Here is a 22,000-nt window from a genome sequence, read left to right as displayed (position 1 = left end):
AGGCGAGGGCGAACTTGTGTGAACTGGACCGACGGCGCGGCAACGGAATGTTCCGTCCGCAACCGGTTCCGTGCCCTGGGAGGGTCGCCGATGGGCTTGCGCATCCTGCTCGCAGGCCTCTACCACGAGACGCACACCTTCATCGACGAGATCACGCGCGCAGACGCCGTCACCACCCATCGCGGCGAGGCCCTCCTCGCCCGGCGGGGGGATGGCTCGACGATCGACGGCTTCCTCTCGGTTGCCGCCCGCGAGGGCTGGCAGGTGGTGCCGGCGCTCGACATCGGCGCGATGCCATCAGGCACGCTCGACCATGCCGTGTTCGAGGCATTCTGGAACGAGTTCGAGGTCGCGGCGCGCCGTGCGCTGCATGACGGGCTCGACGGCGTCTGGCTCGGCCTCCATGGCGCCATGGTCACGACCGGCTCGCTCGATCCGGAAGGGGAGCTGCTCGAGCGTCTGCGTGACCTGCCAGGTGCGGGTTCGCTTCCCGTGTTCGGCGTGTTCGACCTGCACGCCACCTTCACGCAGAGGATGGCGCGCTTCGCCGATGCCCTCGTTGGCTATCGGAAGAACCCGCACACGGATGCCTTCGAGGCCGCGGCCCTCTCGGCGACGCTGCTCGGGTGTGCCCTTTCGTTGGGCCGACGTCCACGGATCGTCGCGCGCACCTACCCCATCGTCTGGCCACCGACCGGTACGGGAACCGACGACCTGCCCATGCGCGCCCTGTCGGAGGACGCGCGCAGGATCGAGCGGGACGATCCCGCCATCTGGTCCGTCTCGATAGTCGGCGGCTACGCCTTTGCCGACACGCCGGATACCGGCGTCTCGGTCGCGATCGTGACGGAGGGCGATGAGGCGCACGCTTCCCGGTATCTCGAACGGCTCGGCGCGATCGCGCACGAGCTGCGCGAGGCGGGCGTGCCGCAGGAGTGGAATATCGACGCGGCGATCGAGAACGCCCTTTCCGCGCCACGCCAGGGGCCGGTGCTGATCGTCGAGCCTGCCGACAATATCGGCGGAGGCTCACCGGGCGATTGCACCACGGTGCTTCGGGCATTCCTGCGCCACAGGCTCGATCGTGCAGCGGTCGTCATCAACGACGCCGATGCCGTGGCGGCACTTGCCGGCGTGCCGCTTGGTACGACGCTTCGCCTCGCCTTCGGCGGCAGGCATGGACCAGACCCGGGGCCGGTGGAGGCCGAGGTCACGCTTCGGCAGCGAAGCGATGGGCGCTTCACGCTCGAGGACCGCCACAGCCATCTCGCCGCCATGCGCGGCATCCATATCGACATGGGCCCCTGCGCGACGCTTGAGGCGGGCGGTGCGACGATTCTGCTCACCTCGCTGAAGACCCCGCCCTTCGACCTCGGGCAGTTGCGCTCGCAAGGAATCGTTCCGGAAACGTGTGCGTTCATCGGCGTCAAGGCTGCCGTCGCGCATCGCCGCGCCTATCAGGAGATCGCGGCAGCGAGCTACACGGTCGCGACCCCCGGCGCCTGCCCGAGCGACCTGACGACGCTGCCCTACCGGCACCTGCGCAGGCCGGTGTTCCCGCTTGACCCGCCCTTTCGGCCCCCAGCCCTTTCCACTCGGTGAGGCGGCAGCGGCGAGGATGACCACTCGGTAATTAGGGTCTTGTTTGCGTTTGCATGCGAGGTTCTGGCGGTAACCCATCAGCCGCCAGACCCGAAGGCCCCACCCAATGACGACGAACGCCGGCGAGATTGGCACCCGCGTGGAGTACATGCGCCTCGACCGCAAGGCGGTCGATGCACTCACCCAGACATGGGCGATGATCGAGCCGGAGCTCGATCGAATCCTCAGCGTATTCTATGCCCACTTGGAACGGATGCCCGAGACGAAGGCGATGCTCGACCGGCATGCCAAGCGCGGGCTCGACTGGCTCAAGTCGGCGCAGCGGCAGCACTGGGAGCGCCTGTTCTCCGGCCGTTTCGATGAAGGCTACGTCGCGGGCGTTCGCCGCGTCGGCACGGCGCATGCCCGCATCGGGCTCGATCCGCGCTGGTATCTCGGCGGCTACTCGCTCGCTCTCGCAGAGATCGGGCTCGTCCTCGCCGCGAAACATCGCTGGAAGGCGCAGCGCGCTGCAGAACTCATGTCGGCAGTGACCGCTGCGGTGTTCCTGGATATGGACCTTGCCCTCTCCGTGTATTTCGAGGAGGCAAAGGCGGCGGCGACGGCAGAGCGCGGCCGTGTGGCCGACGAGTTCGACCAGGCGGTCGGCGCCATCGTCCAGGCCGTGGCCTCTGCCGGCACCGAGCTTCAGGTGAGCGCAGAGACGCTTGGAGGCATCGCTGCACGTACGAACGAGCGCGCGCAGACGGTGGCCTCGGCGAGCACCCAGGCGACGGCGAACGTGCAGATGGTCGCTGCCGCAGCTGAGGAGCTTTCCGCGTCCGTGTCGGAGATCAGCCGCCAGGTCGGCGAGAGCACGCGCATCGCCGACATCGCCGTTGCCCGTGCCCGCGAGACCGACGCGACCGTCCAGGGGCTGGCCGAGAGCGCGCGGAGGATCGGCGACGTCGTCGGCCTGATCCGGACCATCGCGGGGCAGACGAACCTGCTTGCGCTCAACGCGACGATCGAGGCGGCCCGCGCGGGCGAGGCGGGCAAGGGCTTTGCCGTCGTCGCCTCCGAGGTGAAGAATCTCGCGGTGCAGACCGCGAAGGCGACCGAGGACATCAGCAACCAGATCGTCGCGATCCAGACCGACACGCAGCAGGCCGTCACCGCCATCCAGGGGATCGGCGCGGTGATCGAGCAGACCAACTCGATCGCCGCCGCCATTGCTGCGGCGGTGGAGCAGCAGGGGGCGGCCACGCAGGAGATCGCGCGGAACGTCCAGCAGGCCGCCGCCGGCACCGACCAGGTGAATGTCAGCATCAGCGATGTCGGCGCGGCTGTGACGGAAACGTCCGACGCGGCGAAGGAATTGCATGGCGCGGCCCGCGAGCTCGCCCGCAACGGCGAGATGCTGCGCGGCCAGATCGCCGAGATCCTCGGCCGGCTCAGGGCGGCCTGAGCATCGTGTTCAGGCGGCGGTGACGCCGCCGTCCGCCACGACGATCGCGCCGGTGATGAAGCCGGCGGCGGGCGAGAGCAGGAAGCGGATCGTGTGCGCGATCTCCTCCGCCGTTCCGAAGCGCCCGAGCGGGATCGAGGCGAGGAGCCTCTCCGCCCGGGCGGCGTCGGATCGTGCGAGCGCGGTCATCGGCGTGGCGATCGGGCCGGGGGCGACGGCGTTGACGCGCACGCCGCGCGGCGCGGCCTCGAGCGCGAGCGACTTCGCGAGCCCATTCAGCGCCGCCTTCGACGCCGTGTAGGCCGCAGCACGCGGGTGGCCGACGAGGCCGATCTGGCTCGAGACGAGAACGATCGATCCTCCCGAACCCAGCAGCGGCAGCGCATCGCGCGCCATCTCGAAGCTCGCCGTGAGATTGACGTCGAGCACCGTCTGCCAGGCCTCGCGATCGGTCTCGCTGCTGGCGCGATGGTCGAACAGGCCGGCGGCGAGGGCGACGCCATCGAGACCGCCAAGCCGCGCGGCGGCCTCCCGTACCAGGCCCGAGGCACCGTGCCGCAGGTCGGCGACGAGAACCCGCTCAGGCGCGACCAGCGCCTGCAACCTCTGCGCCTCCACCTCGTCGCGGGCGAGGCATGCAACGGCTGCACCGTCCGCGAGGGCAAGGCGCAGCAGCGCATGGCCGATGCCGCTTCCTGCCCCCGTGACGAACAGGCGCATGCCCGTAAGATCAGAGCGCAACGACATGCGAGGGAGGCCTCCTTTGGCGACGGGCGACAATGCGGAGATCGAGGCGAGGCTGCAAGCGGTGCGCGCCAAGCGCGGGTATCTCCTGCCCCATCACGGGCTTCTCGCGATCACGAGCCCTGCGATGCTCGAGGCCTACGACCATGCCTATACGGAGCTTGCGATCGCGCAGCGCGTGCTGTCGCCGCATGACCGGGAATTCGTCTGGCTCGCCATCCTGATCGCGACCGATGAGGCACTGGCTACGCACCACATCGCGAAATTCCAGGGTGCAGGCGGAACGGATGCGGAGGTGGAGGCAGCAATTCGCCTCACGGCCTGGGCGGTCGGCGCGCGGGCCTATGCGTTCGTGCAGGAGCATTGGCGGGCGCACCTGCCTGGCATCGATGTCGGGGCGAGCTATCGGGCGGCGCTTGCCGCAAATGCCGGCGACGTGAAGCTGCGCATCGCCGTGCCGGCCGCTGCCGCTGTGCACGCGGCGCGCGGCGACTGGTTCCTGCTCGAGCAGGCCATCATGATGGCCTATGCGCGCGAGGTTCCGGAGGTCGAGCTCGCTGAGGCGATCAGCCTGATGATGTTCCCGGGCAGCGTGCCGCGCTTCGTCGAGGCGGCGGGTGTCTGGCTCGGCCTGATCCGCGCTCGCCGAGTCACACCCTCGCCGAGCTTCGCAGCCTGGGCGGCGCTCGAGGGCCAAGGCGGCTTCGACGAGGCCTCCGGAAAGACGCGGTAGCGTTTCAGTAGGGAGCGGGCAGGACGCCTTCCTTCGCGGCTTCCTCCCAGAACGCAACCGCCTCGATCAGCGTGTTCCCGCCGCAGGGGATCAGCATGTAGCTCAAGCCCTCGCAGGCCTCGCCTGGCGTGATGCCGCCCTGGAAGGTGCGGGCGAGGTGAAGCACCGTACCGGCCCGCTCGCGGCGCGCGGCCATCGCCACCGCGGCGACGAGATGCGCAAGCCCGGGGTCGAGCCCGTCTCGCGCTGCGTCGAAGATCGTGAGATAGCGCGCTGTCAGTGCCTCGGGGAGCGTCCAGGCCGCCCAGTTCGTTCCCGAGAAGCCGATCACCGCGAACGCCTCCGTCGCCGCTGCGATGGCGACGGCGCGGGCGATGTCGTCGTTCGTCATGCCCGCTGCCGTCGCGCGCCGCATGTGGATGAAGCCGTGCACCTCGCGCGCGGCGGCGAGCAGCCCGGCCCACACGGTTTCGCGCTGCACGGGCGTGAGCAGGCGCTTCTCCAGCGTGAGCGACTCGTAGAACCGGTCATAGTCACGCAGCAGCGCCGGCGCGTGGCGGGCGAACAGGCGGTGATAGGGCAGGGTGTAGCCGCGCTTGGCCTCCACCTGCGCAAGGATCGCTGCGCCGTCGATGTCCGGGGTCGTCATGCCGTCTCCGCCTTGATGAGATCTGCTGCACGCTCGGCGATCATGATCGTCGGCGCCATGGTGTTGCAGGAGGTGATCGCCGGCATCACGGAGGCATCGGCGACCCGAAGCCCGGCGATGCCGCGCACGCGCAGCGCGGGGTCGAGCACTGCCATCCTGTCATGCGCGGGCCCCATGCGGCAGGTGCCGACGGGGTGATAGACCGTATCGGCCGTACGCCTGATCCACGCATCCACGTCGCTGTCGCTGCGCACGTCGGGCCCGGGCGAGAGTTCCTCGCCGCGCAAGCGGTCGAAGGCGGGCTGGAGGAAGATGTCGCGCAGCAGTGCAACGCCCCGGCGCAACACCACCCTGTCCGTCATGCTCGAGAGGTAGTTCGGCATGAGGCGGGGATGTGCGCGCGGATCGGCCGAGGCGAGCTCGAGGCGGCCGCGACTCTCGGGGCGCATCTGGAAGATGTTGGCGAAGAAGCCTCGGCCGCGCTCCGGCGGCATGCGCATGCCGATGAACGGAATGGGCATGGTCGCGCTCGACAGGCCGGGCAGGAAGTTGGCCTTGAGGTCCGGCGTGTCGAGCGCGGGGTCGCTGCGGAACTGGCCGCCGACAAGAAGCGGAAACGTCGCCGCAGGCCCGGTCCCGAACGCCCAGGCGCGCAGCACGGCGAGCGCGGCCCTGTCGGGCCTGCGGAGCCGGTCGAGCGTGACGTCCTCGCGGCACGCATGCTCGACGCGGATGAGAAGGTGATCCTGCAGGTTCGCGCCCACACCCGGCAGGTCAGCCACCACGGCGATGCCGTTGCGCGCGAGCTGGTCGGCCGGGCCGATGCCGGACAGCATCAGGAGCTGCGGGGAGTTGATCGCGCCGCCGGCAAGCACGACCTCGCGCGCGGCGCGCAGCACCGTGCCGTCGAGCAGTGCGACGCCCACCGCGCGCTGGCCCTCGATGATCACGCGCGCGACCTGCGCGCCGGTGCGGACTGTCAGGTTCGGCCGCCGCTCTGCGGTGTCGAGAAAGGCGCGCGAGGTGCTGGCGCGGCGGCCTGAGGCGATCGTGAAGTCCTGCGCTCCGGCACCCTCCGTGTCGGCCCCGTTGAAATCCTCCGTCACGGGATGGCCGGCCTGCACCGCGGCGTCCATCCACGCGGCGAAGAGCGGGTTCTCCCAGCGCGGCCGCGTTACCGCGAGCGGGCCGTCCCTGCCCCTCAGAGCCGGGTCGCCATGCTGGCAGGCTTCGCTGCGACGGAAATAGGGCAGAACCTCCGCATGGCTCCAGCCCGGCAGGCCGCGTTGCGCCCACGCATCGAAATCACCCGGCAGCCCGCGGGCATAGACCATACCGTTGATCGCAGTCGACCCGCCAAGGGCGCGCCCGCGCGGCCAGGAAAGGCGGCGGTTGTCGAGCTGCGGCTCGGGTTCGGTGATGTAGCCCCAGTTGGCGATGCGCGAGCGAAGCAGCACCCCGGTCATCAGCGGCACGCTGAACAGCGGCCCCCGTGCGGCACGGCCTGCCTCGAGGAGCAGCACGCGGAGGCGAGGGTCCTCGGAAAGCCGCGCGGCGATCACCGCGCCGGCCGCGCCGGCCCCGACGATGATGACGTCATTCTCCCGTTCCGCCATGTGGTTCGGAGGTCTCTTGTCGTTCCGGCCCGCTGGTGCCTTAGTAGCGGCAACGAAAGCACGGGCTTGGGAGCAGGCAAATGGGCATCTCGCGCAGGAGCGTCATGACAACGGCGCTCGCACTGGGAACGCTGCCGCGCGTCGCGATCGCGCAGGCCGTGCCCGAGCTGCAGACGCTCCGCTCTACCTCGAAATCCTGGCTGTGGGCGGCGGAGGACTATGCGACCGCAGGCGGCTTCTTCGAGCGGGCGCGCGTCAAGGTCGTCTCGAACGCCTCGAACCGCGGCACGAACATCGCCGCGCTCGGCGGCTCGGGCGTCGACATCGTGCTCGGCGACCCGGGCGAGGCCATGCGCGCGCGCAGCCAGGGCTTCCCGGTGAAGAGCTTCGTCGGCACGGTGAACAAGTACGCCTCCAATGTCGTGATCCGGAAACCGGTTCTCGAGCGTGCGGGCGTGACCGAGAGCTCTCCCGTGCCGCAGAAGATCGCTGCGCTAAAGGGGCTTCGCCTCGGCACGACGGGCCCCGGCGCGGCGCCGGATGCGCTGTTCCGCTGGCTCGCCCTGCAGGGCGGTATGGACCCGAACAGCGACCTCCGCCTCGTGCCGATCCAGGGTGGTGGGCCAGGCATGCTCGCCGGGCTGCAGCAGAACGTCATCGACGGGTTCTGCCTTTCCTCGCCGACCTCCGATCTCGCCGTGCAGGACCGCGACTGTGCCTACTTGTTCAACATGGCGACGAATCCACCGCCCGAACTCGAGCAGTACATGTACATCATCGCCTCGACCAACGAGGCGACGCTGCGCAACGCCGGCAAGCGCGAGGCGCTCGTCCGCTACTGCCAGGGGATCGCTGCGGCGCTGAAGGCCATGCAGAGCGACCGCCCGGCGCTGAAGGCCTGGGCCGACAAGTGGTTCGAGGGCCTGCCGCCGCAGATCGCGGAGGTGTCGTTCGAGATTAACTCGAAGATCTTCTTCGACAACCCGCTGCCGCGGGCGGACCTCTTCCAGAAGAACGTCGACTTCATCAACGCCGTGCAGCGCACGATGGGCGCGGAGCTCCTGCCCGCGAGCGTGACCTTCGAGGCGCAGTACGACCCGAGCCTCGTGACCGAGGCGCTCGGGCGCGGCTGACCGGCGGCATGGCAATCGCGGTCGAGGCCGTCGAGAAACGCTACGTCGCGCGCGGGCGGGAGACGGTCGCGCTCTCGCCGATCGATCTCCGGATCGAGGCGGGGGAATTCGTCGCCTTCGTCGGCCCTTCCGGCTGCGGCAAGTCGACGCTCCTGAACATGGTCGCCGGCATCCTGCCCGCGACCGCGGGGCGCATCCTGCATGACGGAAGGGTGGTCGACCGCATCAACACCCATGTCGGCTACATGACTCAGCAGGACAGCGTCCTGCCCTGGCGCACCGTGTTCGAGAATGTCGAGCTTCCCTTGCGCTTCCGTGGCCTTGGCTCGGCCGAGCGCCAGCAGAAGGTCGGCGAGATGCTGAGCCGCGTGGGTCTCTCGGGCTTCGAAGCGGCCTACCCGATCGAGCTGTCGGGCGGGATGCGCAAGCGCGTGGCGCTGGCCCAGCTCCTCGTCTACGAACCCGGCACCCTCCTGATGGACGAGCCGTTCGGCGCGCTCGATGCGCAGCTCAAGCTGCTCATGCAGAAGCAGCTCCTGGATATCTGGGCGGCAGGCCAGCAAACGGTGGTGTTCGTGACGCATGACCTCGCCGAGGCGGTGACGCTCGCGCAGCGTGTGGTCGTGTTCAGCGGCAGGCCAGGGCGGATCAAGGCGATCGACGAGATCGACATTCCCTATCCGCGCGACCCTTTCCGCGTTCGCTTCCTGCCCGCATTCGAGGCCGCCTATGCGCGGCTGTGGGACCAGCTCGCCCCCGAGATCGCCAAGGGCGAGGCGGTCTAGCCATGGCGCAGAACATCGACGAGGCAGCCGCGATCGGCAGCGGCGGGGCGGTGCGCAGCGCGGCGGTCGCGGAATGGGATGCCGCGCAGGCCGGGCGGCGGCGCATGGTGCTGCTCGGCCGCATCCTCGTTGGCGTCCTGTTCCTCGGCTTCTGGGAGTATGCTTCCGGCCGGCTGATCGACCCGCTCTTCGTCTCCTCTCCGAGCGCGGTGGGCATGCGGCTGTGGCGATGGACCGTCACCGGGTCGCTCTGGACGCATCTCTCGGTCACGCTCTACGCGACAGCCTTCGGCTTCGTCATCGGAGCGGCGATCGGCTTCGCGCTCGGGCTTCTGTTCGGCCGGAACCAGACGGTGGCCGACATCTTCGACCCCTACATCACCGCGCTCTACTCGATCCCGAAGATCGCGCTCGCGCCGCTCTTCATCATCTGGTTCGGCATCGGCATCGAGAGCAAGATCGCCGTCTCTGCCTCGATCGTGTTCTTCGTCGTGTTCCTCAACACGTATGCCGGGGTGCGCGACGTGAACCCGATCTACATCCACGCCACCCGCATCATGGGCGGCGGCGGCGGCGAGGTTCTGCGCCACGTGATCATCCCCTCCGCGTCGAGCTGGGTGATCACGGGTCTGAAGGTGTCGGTTCCCTACGCGCTCGTCGGCACCGTCATCGGCGAGTTCATGAGCGCCAATCGCGGCATCGGCTTCATCATCAGCCAGGCGACCGGCCTGTTCGACACGACCAGCGTGTTCGCCGGACTGTTCGTCCTGGGGCTCGTCGGAGCGCTGATCAACGTCGCGCTGCGGCATACCGAGGCCTGGCTTCTCCGCTGGAAGGGCTGAGCGGAGCGCGGCCGTCGGCGAGGTCGTCGAGGATCGGGCAGTCGGGCCTGTCGTCGCCATGGCAATGCTCGGCAAGCCGCGTCAGCGTCGCCGCCATCGCCTCGAGCGCGGCCACCTTCTCCTGCAGCGCCGCGGCATGTTCGAGCGCGATGCGCTTGACCTCGGCACTCTGGCGCGACCGGTCCTGCCAGAGCCCGAGCAGCCCGGCGATCGTCTCCATCGGAAAGCCGAGCTCGCGGGCGCGGCGGATGAAGCGCAGCGTGTGCACCTCCGCCATGGAGTAGTCCCGATAGCCTGCCTCGGTGCGGGCAACCGGGGCGATCAGCCCGGTTGCCTCGTAGTAGCGGATCATCTTCGCCGACACGCCGGAGGCCCGGGCTGCTTCGCCGATGTTCATCGCCGCCTCCTCAGGCCCGTGCCGCTCGCGCTGTCGGGGCGGCCTCGGGCGGTGCGGTGGGCGCACCCGCATCGAGCCTTCGGCCGAGTGGCAGCCGCCTGAGCCGCAGCGCATTGCCAACCACGAACACGCTCGAGAGCGCCATCGCCCCGGCGGCAAGCATCGGCGACAGCAGGATGCCGAAGACCGGGTAGAGCACGCCCGCTGCAACGGGGATCAGTGCGGTGTTGTAGGCGAACGCCCAGAACAGGTTCTGGCGGATGTTGCGCATCGTCGCGCGCGAGAGAGTCACGGCGCGGCCGACGCCCGCGAGGTCGCCTGACATGAGCACGACATCGGCCGCATCGATCGCGACATCGGTTCCCGTGCCGACGGCGATGCCGATATCGGCCTCCGCCAGCGCCGGGGCGTCGTTGATGCCGTCGCCGACGAAGGCGATGGCGCCGTGGCGTTCACGCAGGGCGCGCAGCGCGTCGACCTTGCCTGCGGGGCGCACCTCCGCCACCACCTCATCGATCCCGATGGCGGTCGCGATCGCCTCCGCCGTGCGGGCATTGTCGCCGGTGATCATCGCGACCTCGAGCCCGGCGCCCCGGAGCGCGGCGATGGCCTCGCGCGTCGTCGGCTTCAGCGTGTCGGCGACCGCGATCACCGCCGCAACCCTGCCGCCGATCGCGGCGAACAGCGTCGTCTTGCCGGCATCGGCGAGGGCGGCCGCCTCGGCGTCGAGGGCCGCGGTGTCGATGCCACGCTCGGCCATCAGGCGCGCCGCGCCGACGAGCACCTCCTCGCCGCCGACGGTGCCGACCGCGCCCATGCCTGGGATCGCCTGCACCGCTTCGCTGCGCAGGGGCTCGACCCGCTCGCGCTCGGCCGCCGCAACGATCGAGTGCGCGACCGGGTGCTCCGACATGGCCTCGACGGCTGCGACCCGCGCGAGCACCTCGGCACGGCCGAACCCGCCTGCGACCACGAGGTCGGTCAGCTCAGGCTTGCCGCGCGTCAGCGTGCCGGTCTTGTCGAGCGCGACGACACGGACGGCCGAGAGGCCTTGCAGCGCCTCGCCCCTGCGGAACAGGATGCCGCCCTCCGCGCCGCGGCCGGTGCCGACCATGATCGAGGTCGGCGTGGCCAGCCCCATTGCGCAGGGGCAGGCGATGATCAGCACGGCGACGGCGTTGACCAGCGCGAAGGTGACCGCTGGCTCGGGCCCGAAGAAGAGCCAGACGAGGAAGGTGAGCGCAGCGGCCGCCATCACCGCAGGCACGAACCAGAGCGTGACGCGATCAACGAGCGCCTGGATCGGCAGCTTCGCACCCTGCGCCTGCTCGACCATGCGGATGATCTGCGCCAGGACGGTCTCGCCGCCGACCTTGGTCGCGCGGAAGGCCATCGCACCGTTCTGGTTCACCGTGCCGCCGACGACCGCCGCGCCCGGCTCCTTGGCGACGGGCATGGGCTCGCCGGTGATCATCGCTTCGTCGACAAAACTCGTCCCTTCGATGACCTCGCCGTCGACCGCGATGCGCTCGCCAGGCCGCACCTCGACGATGTCGCCAGGCCCGACCTCGGCCAGGTCGACCTCGACGACCGCCTGGTCGCGCCGGATGCGCGCGGTGCGCGGCTGAAGCGCGACGAGGCGGGTGATCGCCTCCGAGGTGCGCCCCTTGGCGCGGGCCTCGAGGAACCTCCCGAGCAGGATGAGGGTGACGATCACCGCCGCGGCCTCGAAGTAGACGGCGACGGTTCCGGCCGGGAGAACCGAGGGCGCGAAGGTCGCCACCGTGGAGTATCCGTAGGCGGCGATCGTGCCCACGGCGACGAGCGAGTTCATCTCCGGCGCGCCGCGGAACAGCGCCGGAAGGCCGATGCGGTAGAAGCGGAAGCCGGGGCCAGCCAGCACCGCAGTGGTCAGAACGAACTGGATGATCCAGCTCGCCTGTAGCCCGATCGTCTCGGCGATCAGATGATGCATTCTCGGAATGAGATGCGAGCCCATCTCGAGCACGAAGACAGGCAGTGTCAGGATCGCGGCGAGGATGAGGGCGCGGCGGAGCCCGGCGGCTTCCAGCTCGCGCCTGGCCGCGCCCGTGTCGGCATCCGACTGGCCTTCGCGGAGGGCGCGCGCGGCATAGCCCGCCGTCTCGACCGCCTGGACGAGATCCGCCACTGCCACGGCGCCGCGGGGGATCGTGACCGTCGCGCGTTCCGTGGCGAGATTGACCTGCGCCGAGATGACGCCTGGAACCGCCGCGAGCGCGCGCTCTACGCGCCCCGTGCATGACGCGCAGGTCATCCCCTCGACTGCGAGGCTCACCGTCTCACGGGGCACCTCGTAGCCGGCCCCCTCGATCGCGCCGATCGCGGCGCCGAGAGCAGGCGCGCCGTTGAAGGCGACGGTCGCCCGCTCGGTTGCGAGGTTGACGGAGGCGGAGGCGACCGAGGGGAGGGCAGACAGTGCGCGTTCCACACGGCCGACGCAGGAGGCGCAGCTCATCCCCTCCACGGGAAGCAGAACGGGTCTGGTGCTGGGCATGGCGTTCATGGCGGTACCGGCTCCTGCCGTCAGTGATGACCGCACCAGGAGATAAGGCTTCCCATCATGGTAAGGTCAAGTGCATGGCTTCCCTGCGCGCCTCGAAGGGCAGGTCGACATTCCCCGCCCGCTGGGGATGATGCGCCGCCCTTCCCGCAATGCGCAGATGCGAGCTGCCCGTGACGCACGACCCTCTTCTCAGCCCTTCGAGCGTTGCCATCGTTGGCGCGTCCGACGATGCCGCGAAGCCTGCGTCACGTCCGCTGCGCTTCCTGCGTGCCGGGGGCTATCGCGGCCGCGTCTACCCCGTCGCCCGGCGCGAAACCGTGCTTGGCGAGCGCGCCTGGCCCGGGCTCGAGGCGCTGCCAGAACGGCCGGACCATGCCTTCATCCTGCTCCCGGCCGATGCCGCGGTGGATGCGGTTGGCGATTGCGTGCGGCTCGGCATTCCGGCGGTGACGCTGCTCACGGGCGGCTTCGGCGAGGCCGGCGCCGAGGGCGAGGCGCGCGAGAAGCGGCTTCGCGCAGTTCTCGCGGGTGGCGGAACGCGCATTCTCGGACCCAACAGCATCGGGCTCGCCAATCTCGACGCCGGCGTCGTGCTCACCGCGAACGCGGCCTTCGCGGAGCCCAACCTGCCGCGCGGTGGCCTGTTCGTCGCCTCGCAGAGCGGTAGCATGATCGGCGCGATCATGTCCCGCGGTGCGGCGAAGGGACTCGGCTTTGCCGCGCTCGTCTCCGTGGGCGCTGAGCTCGACCTCACGATCGGAGAGATCTGCGCACGCTCGATCGATGATTCCGCCGTGACGGGCTACATGCTGTTCCTCGAAACGATCCGCGGCGCCGATCAGCTGAGGCGCTTCGCTGTCGCGGCCGCCGCGAAGGGCAAGCCCGTCGTTGCCTACAAGCTCGGCCGGTCGGAGGCCGCGGCCGAGCTCGCACAGTCCCATACCGGTGCGCTTGCGGGGGACGATGACCTCGCAGATGCGTTCCTGCGCGATTGCGGCATTGCCCGCGTCGAGACGCTCGAAGGGTTCCTCGAGGCGCCGGCGCTTCTCGGGCGACTTGCGATCCGCCCGCGTGGCGCGCGCCCGCCCGCCGTGGGGGTGGTGACGACGACTGGCGGCGGTGCGGCAATGATTGTCGATCAGCTCGGCTTGCGCGGTGTCACGGTGGCAGCACCGAGCGGGGAGACGCGTGCGCGGCTCGCGGCTTCGGGCGTCGGGCAGGATGGCGGGCGCATCCTCGACCTCACCCTTGCCGGCGCCCAGTACCCCTTGATGAAGGCGGCCCTCGATGCGATGCGCAGCGCGCCGGAGTACGACCTCGTGGTCGCCGTCGCAGGCTCCTCGGCGCGGTTCCAGCCCGAGATCGCCGTGCGCCCGGTCGTCGATGCGGCACGAGAATCGGGCGCGCCACTCGCCGCGTTCTGCGTTCCCGAAGCGCCCGCTGCGCTTGCTGCGCTGAGTGAGGCGGGCGTTCCGGCATTCCGTACGCCCGAGGCCTGCGCCGATGCCGTCGCTGCGGCCTTCGCCCGGCGCCCGCCGCGGATGGTTTCGGCCACGCCGCTGCCGCAGGGGGCCATGCGGTCCCTCGATGAGTGGGAGGCCTACCAGGTTCTTGCCCGCGCCGGCGTGCCGCATGCTCCGGCCGTCGTCATGCCGCTCGATCAGCGCGCAGCGGCGAAGCTGCCCTTCGCTTGGCCTGTCGCCGTGAAGGCACTGGACGCGCGGCTCGCGCACAAGAGCGATGTCGGCGGCGTGGTGCTCGGCGTCGCGTCGCCCGCCGCGCTGGCTGGTGCCGCGCAACGGATAGCCGCCTCCGTGGCCGACCATCGCCCCGACATCGTGCTCGAGCGGGTGCTCGTCCAGCAGATGACGCCCGCGCTCGGAGAGGCGCTTGTCGGGTATCGAAACGACCCTGCCCTGGGCCCGATCGTGCTGCTCGCCGCCGGAGGGGTGAACACGGAAGTTCTCCGAGACAGGAGTGTCCGGCCCGCGCCGGTCGATCGTGCGATGGCCGTGGAGATGATCGGCGAGGTCCGCGCCTTCGCCATGCTCGCGGGGTTCCGTGGCGGCGCCCGGGGCGACATCGCGGCGCTCGCGGACGTCGTGGTCGCGATGTCGCGCCTCGGCGACCTGCCTGGGATCGCGATTGCGGAGTGCGAGGTGAACCCGCTTCTCATCGGCGCGGAAGGCGAGGGCGCCGTCGCAGTCGATGCGGTGATGCGCGTCGTCGAACCGGACTGACCCGTCACTCGACCGACAGGGCGTCGCGCCGCCGGAGCACGGCACTGGCTGCCGGCGCGGGGCCCTCCTCGGCGCTCGCGGCGCGCCGGCGCAGCACGGCGTTCACCTCGGCGCCGAGCAGAAGGGCGAAGATGCCGACATAGAACCACATGAGCAGGCCAACGGCTGTACCCAGAGGCCCATAGGTTCGGTCATACGCCGCCCAGTCGCTGACATAGATCGAGAACAGGGCCGAGGCGACGGCCCAGAGCAGCGTTGCGACGAGCGCGCCGGGAATGACGCACCGCCAAGGCTGGCGCGGCCCGGAGGGGCCGAAGCGGTAGAGGGCCGCGAAGCCGAGTCCGACGATCACGAGAAGCGGAATGATTGTCGCGCTGCGCATCGTGACGATCCGATCATCGGGTACGCCCATGATCGTCAGGACGGGGGGGAGCGCCACGAGCGCGGCGATGACGATGATCGCCGCGACGATGGCGGTCAGCGCGATGCCGAGCGCTATCGCCTGATAGGCGAAGAAGCCGCGTGTCTCGACGCGGCCGGAGGCAAGGTTGAGCGCGCCGATGAGGCCGCGCACGCCTGCGGCGCTGCTCCATGCCGCAATGCCGAGGCTGACCCAGGCCTGGAACTCGAGCCTCGGCCGCTCCGTCATCACAAGGTCATGCAGGCGGTTGGCAATCAGCTCATGCGTTTCTTCTGGGAGGAACTGGGCCAGGAGGTCGAGCTGCGGTTCGACGGTGGCCGGGTCGAACATCAGGCCGTAGAGCGCGACAAGCAGCGACAGCGCGGGAAACAGCGCGAGCAGGGCGTAGAACGCGCAGCCCGCCGCCGACAGGGAGATCCTGTCCGACGTCGCGGCGTGCCAGACGGCACCGATCATCGTTTCGCGTTCGCGGCCCATGCCTCACCGTGCGGCCTTCGCTCTGTAACGTGTCTAACCCAAAACGAGAAGCCGGCGCGCGAAGGTCGCGCGCCGGCCCTGCTGGCAGTGAAGTGAAGAGGCTGCGTCAGCCGCGGCGGTCCTCGTAGCGGAACTCCGGGCGGTTCTTCAGGCTCTCCTTGGTGGCGCCCGCGAGCGACCAGCGCTCACGCTCGGCGTTCCAGCGCAGCTCGTTCATCGGAACGGAGACGAGCCTCTCGCCGATCCCGAGGAATCCGCCGACCGACACCACGGCGAGCATCGGGCCCTGTCCCGCGGGGATGACCAGGTCCTCGACCTCGCCGATCGACTCGTTCTGCTCGTTGTAGACGTTCGCGCCGATCACCTTCGAGGCGCGAATCGTTGCGGGGCCCATCCGGGTGGCAGGTGCAGTGGCCATCGGCGCCGTCGGCGTCGCAGGCTGCGTCGCACTCGGAGCGGGCATGGCGGGGGAGGCCGGCGTGGCGGGGGCCTGGGCGAAGGCGAGCATCGGCGCCGCCATGAGGCCGGCTGCGAGCGTCATGCGGGCGAGCGGAAGACGTGTGCTCATGGGGTAACTCCCTCTGGTTGGGGTGCAATCCTGCACCACTGCACACTCAACGCTGGCGGTCCGGCGGGGTTGCGGCTCGGTGCCGGTCGATCCGCTTTCGTGCTCAGAACAGCGGCCGCGGCTCCGCCGGCTGTTCCCAGTAGAGCGCCACGCGCCGGAGCGCCCGGAGGTCGCCGATCGACAACGTTCCATCGGCGAGGCGGATCAGGCCTGCGCGCCTCAGGTGCTGGATCGTCCGGTTGGTGTGCACGATCGAAAGCCCCAGCGCGTCGGCAACGTGCTCCTGCGTCAGCGGGAATGGAATGGCGTCGCCCTGTTTCAGCCCCGCCGCCTCGGCGCGCTTGAAGATGTGCACCATGAGTGCGGCGATGCGCTCGACCGCCGACCGTCGCCCCACGGACAGGATCGCATCGTCGACGAGGCGTTCCTCGTGCGCGGCAAGCCAGGTGAGCGCGAAGCCGAGCGGCGGGTGCGACTTGTAGATCGCCCAGACCGTCTCGCGGCCGAAGGTGCAGAGCGAGACATCCGTCAGCGCCTCGACGCTGTGCCTGTGGCTGTCGAGCATGTGCGACTGCAGCCCCACCAGGTCTCCCGGCAGGAGCACGTTCATGATCTGCCGCCTTCCGTCGCTCAGCGTCTTGTAGCGGAAGGCCCAGCCTGACAGCAGCGTGAACATGTACTGGGCCGGCTGGCCTTCCGGCAGGATCGTGCCGCCGGCCACGACATGCAGCTGCCCGAGCTTGCGGCGCGCGATGAACGTCCGTTCCTCGGCCGACCCATCGATGAACCCCGGCAGGGGCCGGAGCGGGCAGTGCGTGCACGGGAAGGGTGGATCGAGCGTCGCTGCGCGCATGTGCAGACCTATCACAGGTTAATGAAGATCGGTTCCGGCACCGGTATAGAGCACGTTCCGCCGAACAGGGGAGAGAGGCCATTCCAGTCCGCGTTGCCTTGCAGCGGCTTCGCCTTCCGTCGCTCTGCGCGGTCGCGGTGGGACTGCTCGCCGTGGCCTGCCTCGCGCCGCTCCTCTCGCGGGAGTCGATGCTCGGGCCTGCGCTTGTGGCGCTCTTCGCGGCCATCGCGCTCGCGGGTTTCTGGTCTGGCCTGGTGACTGCTTCGGTCCTGGCCGTCGCCGGCATCGGGCTCTTCATCGCCACGAGGCCGGAGGTCCCCCAAGGAGCCGCCGAGCTGCACTGGTGGGTTCAATCGGCGGAGACGATCATCGACGTCGGCTGCCTTGCCCTGCTCGCCTCCGCGCAGGTCCTGCTCGTCGAAGCGCTTGTCGCAGCGCGGCGGGCTCTCGCGGCCGAGCGGGCGCATCAGGAGGCGCGCCTCTCCGCCGAGCGCGCGGCCCTGACCGAGGTGCAGCATCGCAATGCCAACGCGCTGCAGTTCGTGGCAAGTCTTCTGTCGCTGCAGGCCGAGCGAGTTGCGTGGGCCGAGGCTGCCGACGCCCTGGCCGATGGCTCGGAGCGGCTTCGCACCATGGCTGGGCTGCACCGCAGGCTGCATGACCCGGCGATGACGGAGGACGGGTTTGCCGCGCTGGTGAAGGACGTGGCGGAAGGGCTGCTCGCGGCACGCGGCTACGTCGTCGGACCGGGCGGCATCGCGCTCGATGTCACGATGTCCGACCTCCTCAGGCTTGGTGGTCCGGCGGGACTGAATGCAGCGGTCCTGATCATTGCAGAGGCGGTGACGAATGCCGCCAAGCATGGCTTCGTCGGCCGGGATACTGGGCGGTTGCGAATCTCGATCGGCCCAAGCGGCGATGCGCTCGTTCTTGCCGTCGAGGATGACGGGGTGGGGCTGCGCCCTGACCTTCCCGAGGACAGTCTCGGTCTCGTCGTGATGCAGGCTATGGCGGGGCGTCTCGGAGGCGACTTCGCTCTGGCCGCCAGTGAAGCCGGCGGCGCGCGCGTCACCGTGACGATACCGAGTGATCAGGCTCCTTCGATGCCGCATCGGACAGCGTAGGCGCCGCCTGCGTCAGCGGCGACGGAATGCGGCCACCGCCGTTTCAGCGAGCAGCCCGCCCAGTATGGCAACGGGTGTGCGAAGCGTCAGCGCCTTGGCGGTGGCGCCGAGTGCCGCGCCGGATGTCGCCTGCATGAGCAGGGCCGAGCGCAGCGCGGCAGCTTCCGCCGCTACGGGATCGCGCCGCGGGCGCGCGACGACGACGAGAACGACAGCGCAGAGCGCATCGCCCATCGCAAGAACAAGCGCCGCCTGGACCGGGCCCAGTTCAGCGACAAGGGCCGTCCATGCCGCGACATGCAGCAGCGCTAGAGCCGCGAGCCCGAACAGCGCGGCGGCGGCGATCAGCGCGGTGCGGTGGAGCCCGGTGGAGACGCTGCGCCGGATGCGCAGCGCCTCCGCCTCGGCTGCCAGCCTGAGCAGGCCGACCGTCTGCATCGCTTAGCGTCGGGCCAGCAGGGCCACGAGGAAGCCCGCTGCCGCGGCCATCGCGAGCGCGGCGATGGGCTGGTCACGCACCGCCTGGCCGACGCGCTCGGTCTCGCGACGCGCCGTCGACACGGCGTGCTGAGCCACACCTTCGGCGCGACCCGCCAGCTCGGAGACAGCCGGCGCCACCCGGTCGTTCATCAGCGCTTCCACCTTGCGGCGGAGCTCGGCGATCTCGGCCTCAGCAGACCACTCGGTATTGGAAGAGGAACTGGCCATCATGATCTCCTGTTGGAGCGTGTGTGCCTCGAGAACGCCCGAACGAGCCTGCGGTTGCGGAATGCTCGTCGTGCCGCTCATGCAACCATGCCGAGCCGCCGGCGTTCCCATGCCACGCCCCGCGCCCCTGCGGTGGCCCTGAGGAGAGACCTGCGATGAAGTCGATCATTCTCTACCTGCTCGGCGTGCCTATCGTCCTGATCATCGCGCTGAACATCTTCGGCGTTCTATAAACCAGGAGACGGACCCGGCGCGGGCGCCCATCCGGCCCGCCCGGCTCCTTCCCGCATGAGCGCGCGTCAGGCTGCTTCGAGGCGCTGCTCGTCCTGATCCTGCGGGATCGGGAATTCGACGATGATGCGCGTGCCCTGCTCGGTGTCCATCTCGAGCTCGCCGCCAAGATGCGCCGCAAAGCCGCGGATCAGGAACAGGCCGAGCCCCTCATTCGCCGTCGGCTCCGCCATGCCCACGCCGTCATCCGCGATCTCGAGGATCGCCTTCTCCCCATCGCGCCGGAGCGATACCCGGATCGTGCCGCGCCTGCCATCGGCGAAGCCGTGGCGCATCGCGTTGCTCACCGCCTCTGTCATCAGGAGTGCGAGCGAGATCGCCTGGTCCGATGGCAGAGCGATATCCTCGACCTTGATGTCGATCGTCACCTTGTTGCGCCGATCGGCTCCGAGCGTTTCCGAGAGCTGGCGGCACAGATCGTCGAGGAACGGCCGGAGATCGGCCTGCTCGTAGTTCCGGCGCATGTAGAGATGCTGGTGCAACGTCGCCAGCGCCTGCACGCGCTCGCGCGCCATGGCGAACTCCGCGCTAGCCCCAGGCTCGCGCGCACGATCAGCCTGCAGGTTGAGGAGCGAGGCGACGATCTGCAGGTTGTTCTTCACCCTGTGATGGATGTCGGCCATCAGCAGGTCCCGCTGCTCCAGCGCCGCGCGCAACGCGCTCTCGCGCTCGGCGATCGCCGCCGATGCGGCCGACAGCGCGTCGGACAGCCGGGCCACCTCGCGCGGGCGGAAGGCGGTGTCAGGCGCGGTGAAGGCCTGCCCAGGCGCCCAGCCGGTGACGGCAGAGGCAAGGCGGCGCAGTGGCCAGGCGACGGTCAGTTCCACGCCAGCGATGACGGCCAGGATACAGGCGGTGAGGAACAGGCCGAGCTCGATCGCACGCGCGACGAGGCGGTCGCGCGCCTCGCGCTCGACCTCCGCCGTGGCGACACTGCCCAGCACGCGCACATTCGGCTCGAGCGCCGCGATCGACCAGGCGTAGCCCCGGCCGTCCCGCCCCTGTCCGGAGAATGTGGCAGAGCCTGTCAGTGACGCGGCGACGAGGATGTCAGGGGGCGGAAGCTCGCTGTCCGGCGCCTGGTTGAGCGCCAGGACCTTGCCGGCCCGGTCAAGCAGCCAGAGCCCATGTTCGTCGCTCGCCGGGAACGCCCGATTCTCGTTCGACAGGATATCGAGGCGAAGCGCGGCCCCCACGATCCCGATGAGCGTCCCGGAATCGTTGCGCATCGGGGCGGCGCCGGTGATGACCGGCCGGCCCGAGATGATGCCGTTCATGAACCCGCCGAGGACGAAGTGATCCTCCGCCAACACCGAGCGGTAGTAGTCGAGATCGGTGTAGGCGATGTCGCGCGGCGCCGTTAGTGCGCTGCAAACCGTGTAGCCGGCCGGATTCAGGATCCAGATGTTGGTGTACCGTTGAAGGAACAGGGCATGGATCTCGCCGAGCGCGCTGTCGCATGACGCCGCGTCTCGCGCCAGAAGATCCTGGCGACCCGCGAGCGACTCGACCAGTTCCTGCAAATTGTCGAACGATGCGGCCTGCCGGCCTGCGGCCGATTCGACGAAGACCTGGGCCTCGCGGCTCGCGCGGGAGAGCGCGTTCTCGTACTCGTTCCAGGCATTGGCGCCGGCGATGCCAAGAACGGGGATCGTTGCCGCGGCGACGAGAACGAGAAGCCGCGCACGAACGCCGGAGGACCATCTCCCCGGCGGCGCCTCGGTCCTTGCCGAGGGGCCTGTTCCGGAGGTCATTTCTTCTCGTTCCGGTCGCGATCCTGCTCGATCAGACGGATGAGCTCATCGGGCAAGGGCTCCTGCGCGACGCCATCGAAGATCGCGTGAAGCTTGCCGCGAAGCCAGGAGTCGAAAGCGGAATCCGCCGCCATCTTCTTCGGACCGCCCGGAGAGCCGCGCGCCGCGGACGCCGTGGTCGGCGTCTCGCGGCCCGGGTCGGTTCCCTTCCTGTCGTTCTGTTCGGTCATCAAGTCCTACAGCTCAACGGCTCCTTCAGCCGTGCGTCTCGCGAGTCCGTGATCTTAGTGGAAATCGGTGCCGTTTTGCGAGCACCGATGGCGCGGCCGCTGCGGCTCGGCTTCTCGTCCTCGCCGAGCAGCCAGGCCTCGAGCTGGCGCCGCGCGCGGAAGACACGGCATTTCGCGGTGCCAACGGGGCAGCCGAGCGTCGCGGCCACCTCCTCGTAGGACTTGCCTTCTACAGAGACCATCACGAGGGCGACACGATGATCGACCGGCAGGCGGGCAAGGCCCTGTTGCAGCTCCGCCATCACGAGGCCGCTGTCCTGCGTGGCCGGACGGGCGAACGCTGCGCTAGGTGCGTCCTCGATGTCGGTGTGCGGCCTGGCGCGGCGGCGGTCCGACAGGAAGCGGTTGCGCAAGATGCGATACATCCAGGCGCCGAAATTCGTGCCCTGCTCGAACTGGCCCTGCGCCGAAAGTGCATTGACCACGGCCGACTGGACGAGGTCGTCCGCGTCGGCGCGGTTTCGCGTCATCGCCAAGGCCTGGAGGCGCAGCGCTGGAAGCGTGGCGACGAGAAGCGAGTGGAACTCGCCCTCGGAGGCTCGGTTTGCGTTGCGGTTGCGCGAAGTCGTCGTCGCGGTCGCCCCTTCGGCCACGCAGCGATCCGCGCTGGGACGCTCTGCGGAGATCTGGTCGGTCGCGGTCAGATTCACGATGTCACCTAAACGATTGCCTCGATGCCAGGCCAAATGATCGGCGCGGCAATTCGGTTGCCTCGGACCAATGCGTGTGACGCAAGACAGGTATGCATAGAATAGGGGCAACCGGTGAGACCCGCCGGAGT

21 protein-coding genes are annotated in these 22,000 nt (G+C 69.6%); 8 read left to right on the top strand and 13 right to left on the bottom strand.

The features are described 5' to 3' along the window. Window positions 1-90 precede the first annotated feature (90 nt). A complete protein-coding gene (locus FIF60_RS03035) occupies window positions 91-1,602 on the top strand; it encodes a M81 family metallopeptidase (RefSeq protein WP_144183689.1) in 1,512 nt (503 codons plus the stop codon). A gap of 106 nt (window positions 1,603-1,708) precedes the next feature. Continuing rightward, window positions 1,709-3,049 (top strand): globin-coupled sensor protein, encoded by a 1,341-nt coding sequence (locus tag FIF60_RS03030; RefSeq protein WP_144183687.1) that lies wholly within the window; start codon window positions 1,709-1,711, stop codon window positions 3,047-3,049. A gap of 9 nt (window positions 3,050-3,058) precedes the next feature. On the opposite strand, the gene FIF60_RS03025 is transcribed toward FIF60_RS03030, so the two are convergent. Continuing rightward, the gene (locus FIF60_RS03025) at window positions 3,059-3,796 is read right to left on the bottom strand and encodes an SDR family NAD(P)-dependent oxidoreductase (protein WP_144183685.1); all 738 of its coding nucleotides are present in this window, start codon (window positions 3,794-3,796) and stop codon (window positions 3,059-3,061) included. 16 nt (window positions 3,797-3,812) lie between these two features. On the opposite strand from FIF60_RS03025, the gene FIF60_RS03020 reads away from it, so the two are divergent. Beyond that, the gene (locus FIF60_RS03020) at window positions 3,813-4,526 is read left to right on the top strand and encodes a carboxymuconolactone decarboxylase family protein (RefSeq protein ID WP_158639042.1); all 714 of its coding nucleotides are present in this window, start codon (window positions 3,813-3,815) and stop codon (window positions 4,524-4,526) included. Window positions 4,527-4,530: 4 nt separating this feature from the next. On the opposite strand, the gene FIF60_RS03015 is transcribed toward FIF60_RS03020, so the two are convergent. Both FIF60_RS03015 and FIF60_RS03010 read right to left on the bottom strand, forming a co-directional pair. Next, window positions 4,531-5,175, bottom strand: a complete 645-nt coding sequence (locus FIF60_RS03015) for a carboxymuconolactone decarboxylase family protein (RefSeq protein WP_144183681.1) — start codon at window positions 5,173-5,175, stop codon at window positions 4,531-4,533. Beyond that, window positions 5,172-6,791, bottom strand: a complete 1,620-nt coding sequence (locus FIF60_RS03010) for a GMC family oxidoreductase (RefSeq protein WP_144183679.1) — start codon at window positions 6,789-6,791, stop codon at window positions 5,172-5,174. Before FIF60_RS03010 ends, FIF60_RS03015 begins: the two co-directional genes overlap by 4 nt. Before the next feature lie 104 nt (window positions 6,792-6,895). Between FIF60_RS03010 and FIF60_RS03005 the strand changes: the two genes are divergently transcribed. From FIF60_RS03005 to FIF60_RS02995, 3 genes are read left to right on the top strand one after another with little or no spacing between them, the layout of a single operon-like run. Beyond that, window positions 6,896-7,924 carry an ABC transporter substrate-binding protein gene (locus FIF60_RS03005; protein ID WP_158639041.1) on the top strand — a complete coding sequence of 343 codons (1,029 nt, stop codon included), beginning with the start codon at window positions 6,896-6,898 and terminating at the stop codon, window positions 7,922-7,924. Between the two features lie 8 nt (window positions 7,925-7,932). Beyond that, entirely contained in the window at window positions 7,933-8,709 is a 777-nt protein-coding gene (locus FIF60_RS03000) for an ABC transporter ATP-binding protein (protein ID WP_144183675.1), read from the top strand. A gap of 2 nt (window positions 8,710-8,711) precedes the next feature. Further along, window positions 8,712-9,551: an ABC transporter permease gene (locus tag FIF60_RS02995; RefSeq protein WP_144183673.1), complete on the top strand. Its 840-nt coding sequence runs from the start codon at window positions 8,712-8,714 to the stop codon at window positions 9,549-9,551. On the opposite strand, the gene cueR is transcribed toward FIF60_RS02995, so the two are convergent. After that, a complete protein-coding gene (gene cueR, locus FIF60_RS02990) occupies window positions 9,499-9,948 on the bottom strand; it encodes a Cu(I)-responsive transcriptional regulator (RefSeq protein WP_144183671.1) in 450 nt (149 codons plus the stop codon). The genes FIF60_RS02995 and cueR overlap by 53 nt on opposite strands. A 10-nt stretch (window positions 9,949-9,958) precedes the next feature. After that, on the bottom strand, window positions 9,959-12,493 hold the full coding sequence (locus FIF60_RS02985) for a heavy metal translocating P-type ATPase (protein WP_144183669.1): 2,535 nt from the start codon (window positions 12,491-12,493) through the stop codon (window positions 9,959-9,961). 170 nt (window positions 12,494-12,663) lie between these two features. Between FIF60_RS02985 and FIF60_RS02980 the strand changes: the two genes are divergently transcribed. Next, window positions 12,664-14,733: an acetate--CoA ligase family protein gene (locus tag FIF60_RS02980; RefSeq protein ID WP_204251080.1), complete on the top strand. Its 2,070-nt coding sequence runs from the start codon at window positions 12,664-12,666 to the stop codon at window positions 14,731-14,733. Between the two features lie 4 nt (window positions 14,734-14,737). Here FIF60_RS02980 and FIF60_RS02975 read toward each other — a convergent pair whose 3' ends face one another. The 3 genes from FIF60_RS02975 to FIF60_RS02965 form a co-directional block, all read right to left on the bottom strand. After that, on the bottom strand, window positions 14,738-15,610 hold the full coding sequence (locus tag FIF60_RS02975) for a YihY/virulence factor BrkB family protein (protein ID WP_158639040.1): 873 nt from the start codon (window positions 15,608-15,610) through the stop codon (window positions 14,738-14,740). 127 nt (window positions 15,611-15,737) lie between these two features. Next, on the bottom strand, window positions 15,738-16,199 hold the full coding sequence (locus FIF60_RS02970) for a PRC-barrel domain-containing protein (RefSeq protein WP_158639039.1): 462 nt from the start codon (window positions 16,197-16,199) through the stop codon (window positions 15,738-15,740). Window positions 16,200-16,302: 103 nt separating this feature from the next. Continuing rightward, window positions 16,303-17,052 carry a Crp/Fnr family transcriptional regulator gene (locus FIF60_RS02965; RefSeq protein ID WP_144183661.1) on the bottom strand — a complete coding sequence of 250 codons (750 nt, stop codon included), beginning with the start codon at window positions 17,050-17,052 and terminating at the stop codon, window positions 16,303-16,305. A gap of 98 nt (window positions 17,053-17,150) precedes the next feature. On the opposite strand from FIF60_RS02965, the gene FIF60_RS02960 reads away from it, so the two are divergent. After that, the gene (locus FIF60_RS02960) at window positions 17,151-18,176 is read left to right on the top strand and encodes a sensor histidine kinase (protein WP_144183659.1); all 1,026 of its coding nucleotides are present in this window, start codon (window positions 17,151-17,153) and stop codon (window positions 18,174-18,176) included. A 12-nt stretch (window positions 18,177-18,188) separates the two neighbouring features. On the opposite strand, the gene FIF60_RS02955 is transcribed toward FIF60_RS02960, so the two are convergent. The 5 genes from FIF60_RS02955 to FIF60_RS22005 form a co-directional block, all read right to left on the bottom strand. Continuing rightward, a complete protein-coding gene (locus FIF60_RS02955) occupies window positions 18,189-18,614 on the bottom strand; it encodes a hypothetical protein (protein ID WP_144183657.1) in 426 nt (141 codons plus the stop codon). Window positions 18,615-18,617: 3 nt separating this feature from the next. Further along, window positions 18,618-18,965, bottom strand: a complete 348-nt coding sequence (locus FIF60_RS02950) for a hypothetical protein (protein WP_144183655.1) — start codon at window positions 18,963-18,965, stop codon at window positions 18,618-18,620. 218 nt (window positions 18,966-19,183) lie between these two features. Next, window positions 19,184-20,929 (bottom strand): sensor histidine kinase, encoded by a 1,746-nt coding sequence (locus FIF60_RS02945; RefSeq protein ID WP_144183653.1) that lies wholly within the window; start codon window positions 20,927-20,929, stop codon window positions 19,184-19,186. Next, window positions 20,926-21,159, bottom strand: coding sequence for a hypothetical protein (locus FIF60_RS02940; protein ID WP_144183651.1), 234 nt, complete (start codon window positions 21,157-21,159; stop codon window positions 20,926-20,928). The genes FIF60_RS02945 and FIF60_RS02940 overlap by 4 nt, the downstream gene beginning before the upstream one ends. Further along, complete coding sequence (locus tag FIF60_RS22005) at window positions 21,159-21,869, bottom strand: sigma-70 family RNA polymerase sigma factor (RefSeq protein WP_275426700.1); 711 nt, start codon at window positions 21,867-21,869, stop codon at window positions 21,159-21,161. The genes FIF60_RS02940 and FIF60_RS22005 overlap by 1 nt, the downstream gene beginning before the upstream one ends. Window positions 21,870-22,000: the final 131 nt, after the last annotated feature.

The sequence above is a fragment of the Elioraea rosea genome (genome assembly GCF_007644105.1).
Taxonomy (GTDB): Bacteria; Pseudomonadota; Alphaproteobacteria; order Acetobacterales; family Acetobacteraceae; genus Elioraea_A; species Elioraea_A rosea.
Note: the sequence above shows the minus strand (reverse complement) of the source record. Positions and strands in the feature narration are given on the sequence as shown.

What these genes read in the sequence shown, in the direction of transcription:
- FIF60_RS03035 (WP_144183689.1), top strand. Translation starts at nt 91, where the DNA reads ATGGGCTTGCGCATCCTGCTCGCAGGCCTCTACCACGAGACGCACACC.
- FIF60_RS03030 (WP_144183687.1), top strand. Translation starts at nt 1,709, where the DNA reads ATGACGACGAACGCCGGCGAGATTGGCACCCGCGTGGAGTACATGCGC.
- FIF60_RS03025 (WP_144183685.1), bottom strand. Translation starts at nt 3,796, where the DNA reads ATGTCGTTGCGCTCTGATCTTACGGGCATGCGCCTGTTCGTCACGGGG.
- FIF60_RS03015 (WP_144183681.1), bottom strand. Translation starts at nt 5,175, where the DNA reads ATGACGACCCCGGACATCGACGGCGCAGCGATCCTTGCGCAGGTGGAG.
- FIF60_RS03010 (WP_144183679.1), bottom strand. Translation starts at nt 6,791, where the DNA reads ATGGCGGAACGGGAGAATGACGTCATCATCGTCGGGGCCGGCGCGGCC.
- FIF60_RS03005 (WP_158639041.1), top strand. Translation starts at nt 6,896, where the DNA reads ATGACAACGGCGCTCGCACTGGGAACGCTGCCGCGCGTCGCGATCGCG.
- FIF60_RS03000 (WP_144183675.1), top strand. Translation starts at nt 7,933, where the DNA reads ATGGCAATCGCGGTCGAGGCCGTCGAGAAACGCTACGTCGCGCGCGGG.
- FIF60_RS02995 (WP_144183673.1), top strand. Translation starts at nt 8,712, where the DNA reads ATGGCGCAGAACATCGACGAGGCAGCCGCGATCGGCAGCGGCGGGGCG.
- cueR (WP_144183671.1), bottom strand. Translation starts at nt 9,948, where the DNA reads ATGAACATCGGCGAAGCAGCCCGGGCCTCCGGCGTGTCGGCGAAGATG.
- FIF60_RS02985 (WP_144183669.1), bottom strand. Translation starts at nt 12,493, where the DNA reads ATGAACGCCATGCCCAGCACCAGACCCGTTCTGCTTCCCGTGGAGGGG.
- FIF60_RS02975 (WP_158639040.1), bottom strand. Translation starts at nt 15,610, where the DNA reads ATGATCGGTGCCGTCTGGCACGCCGCGACGTCGGACAGGATCTCCCTG.
- FIF60_RS02970 (WP_158639039.1), bottom strand. Translation starts at nt 16,199, where the DNA reads ATGAGCACACGTCTTCCGCTCGCCCGCATGACGCTCGCAGCCGGCCTC.
- FIF60_RS02965 (WP_144183661.1), bottom strand. Translation starts at nt 17,052, where the DNA reads ATGCGCGCAGCGACGCTCGATCCACCCTTCCCGTGCACGCACTGCCCG.
- FIF60_RS02955 (WP_144183657.1), bottom strand. Translation starts at nt 18,614, where the DNA reads ATGCAGACGGTCGGCCTGCTCAGGCTGGCAGCCGAGGCGGAGGCGCTG.
- FIF60_RS02950 (WP_144183655.1), bottom strand. Translation starts at nt 18,965, where the DNA reads ATGAGCGGCACGACGAGCATTCCGCAACCGCAGGCTCGTTCGGGCGTT.
- FIF60_RS02945 (WP_144183653.1), bottom strand. Translation starts at nt 20,929, where the DNA reads ATGACCTCCGGAACAGGCCCCTCGGCAAGGACCGAGGCGCCGCCGGGG.
- FIF60_RS02940 (WP_144183651.1), bottom strand. Translation starts at nt 21,159, where the DNA reads ATGACCGAACAGAACGACAGGAAGGGAACCGACCCGGGCCGCGAGACG.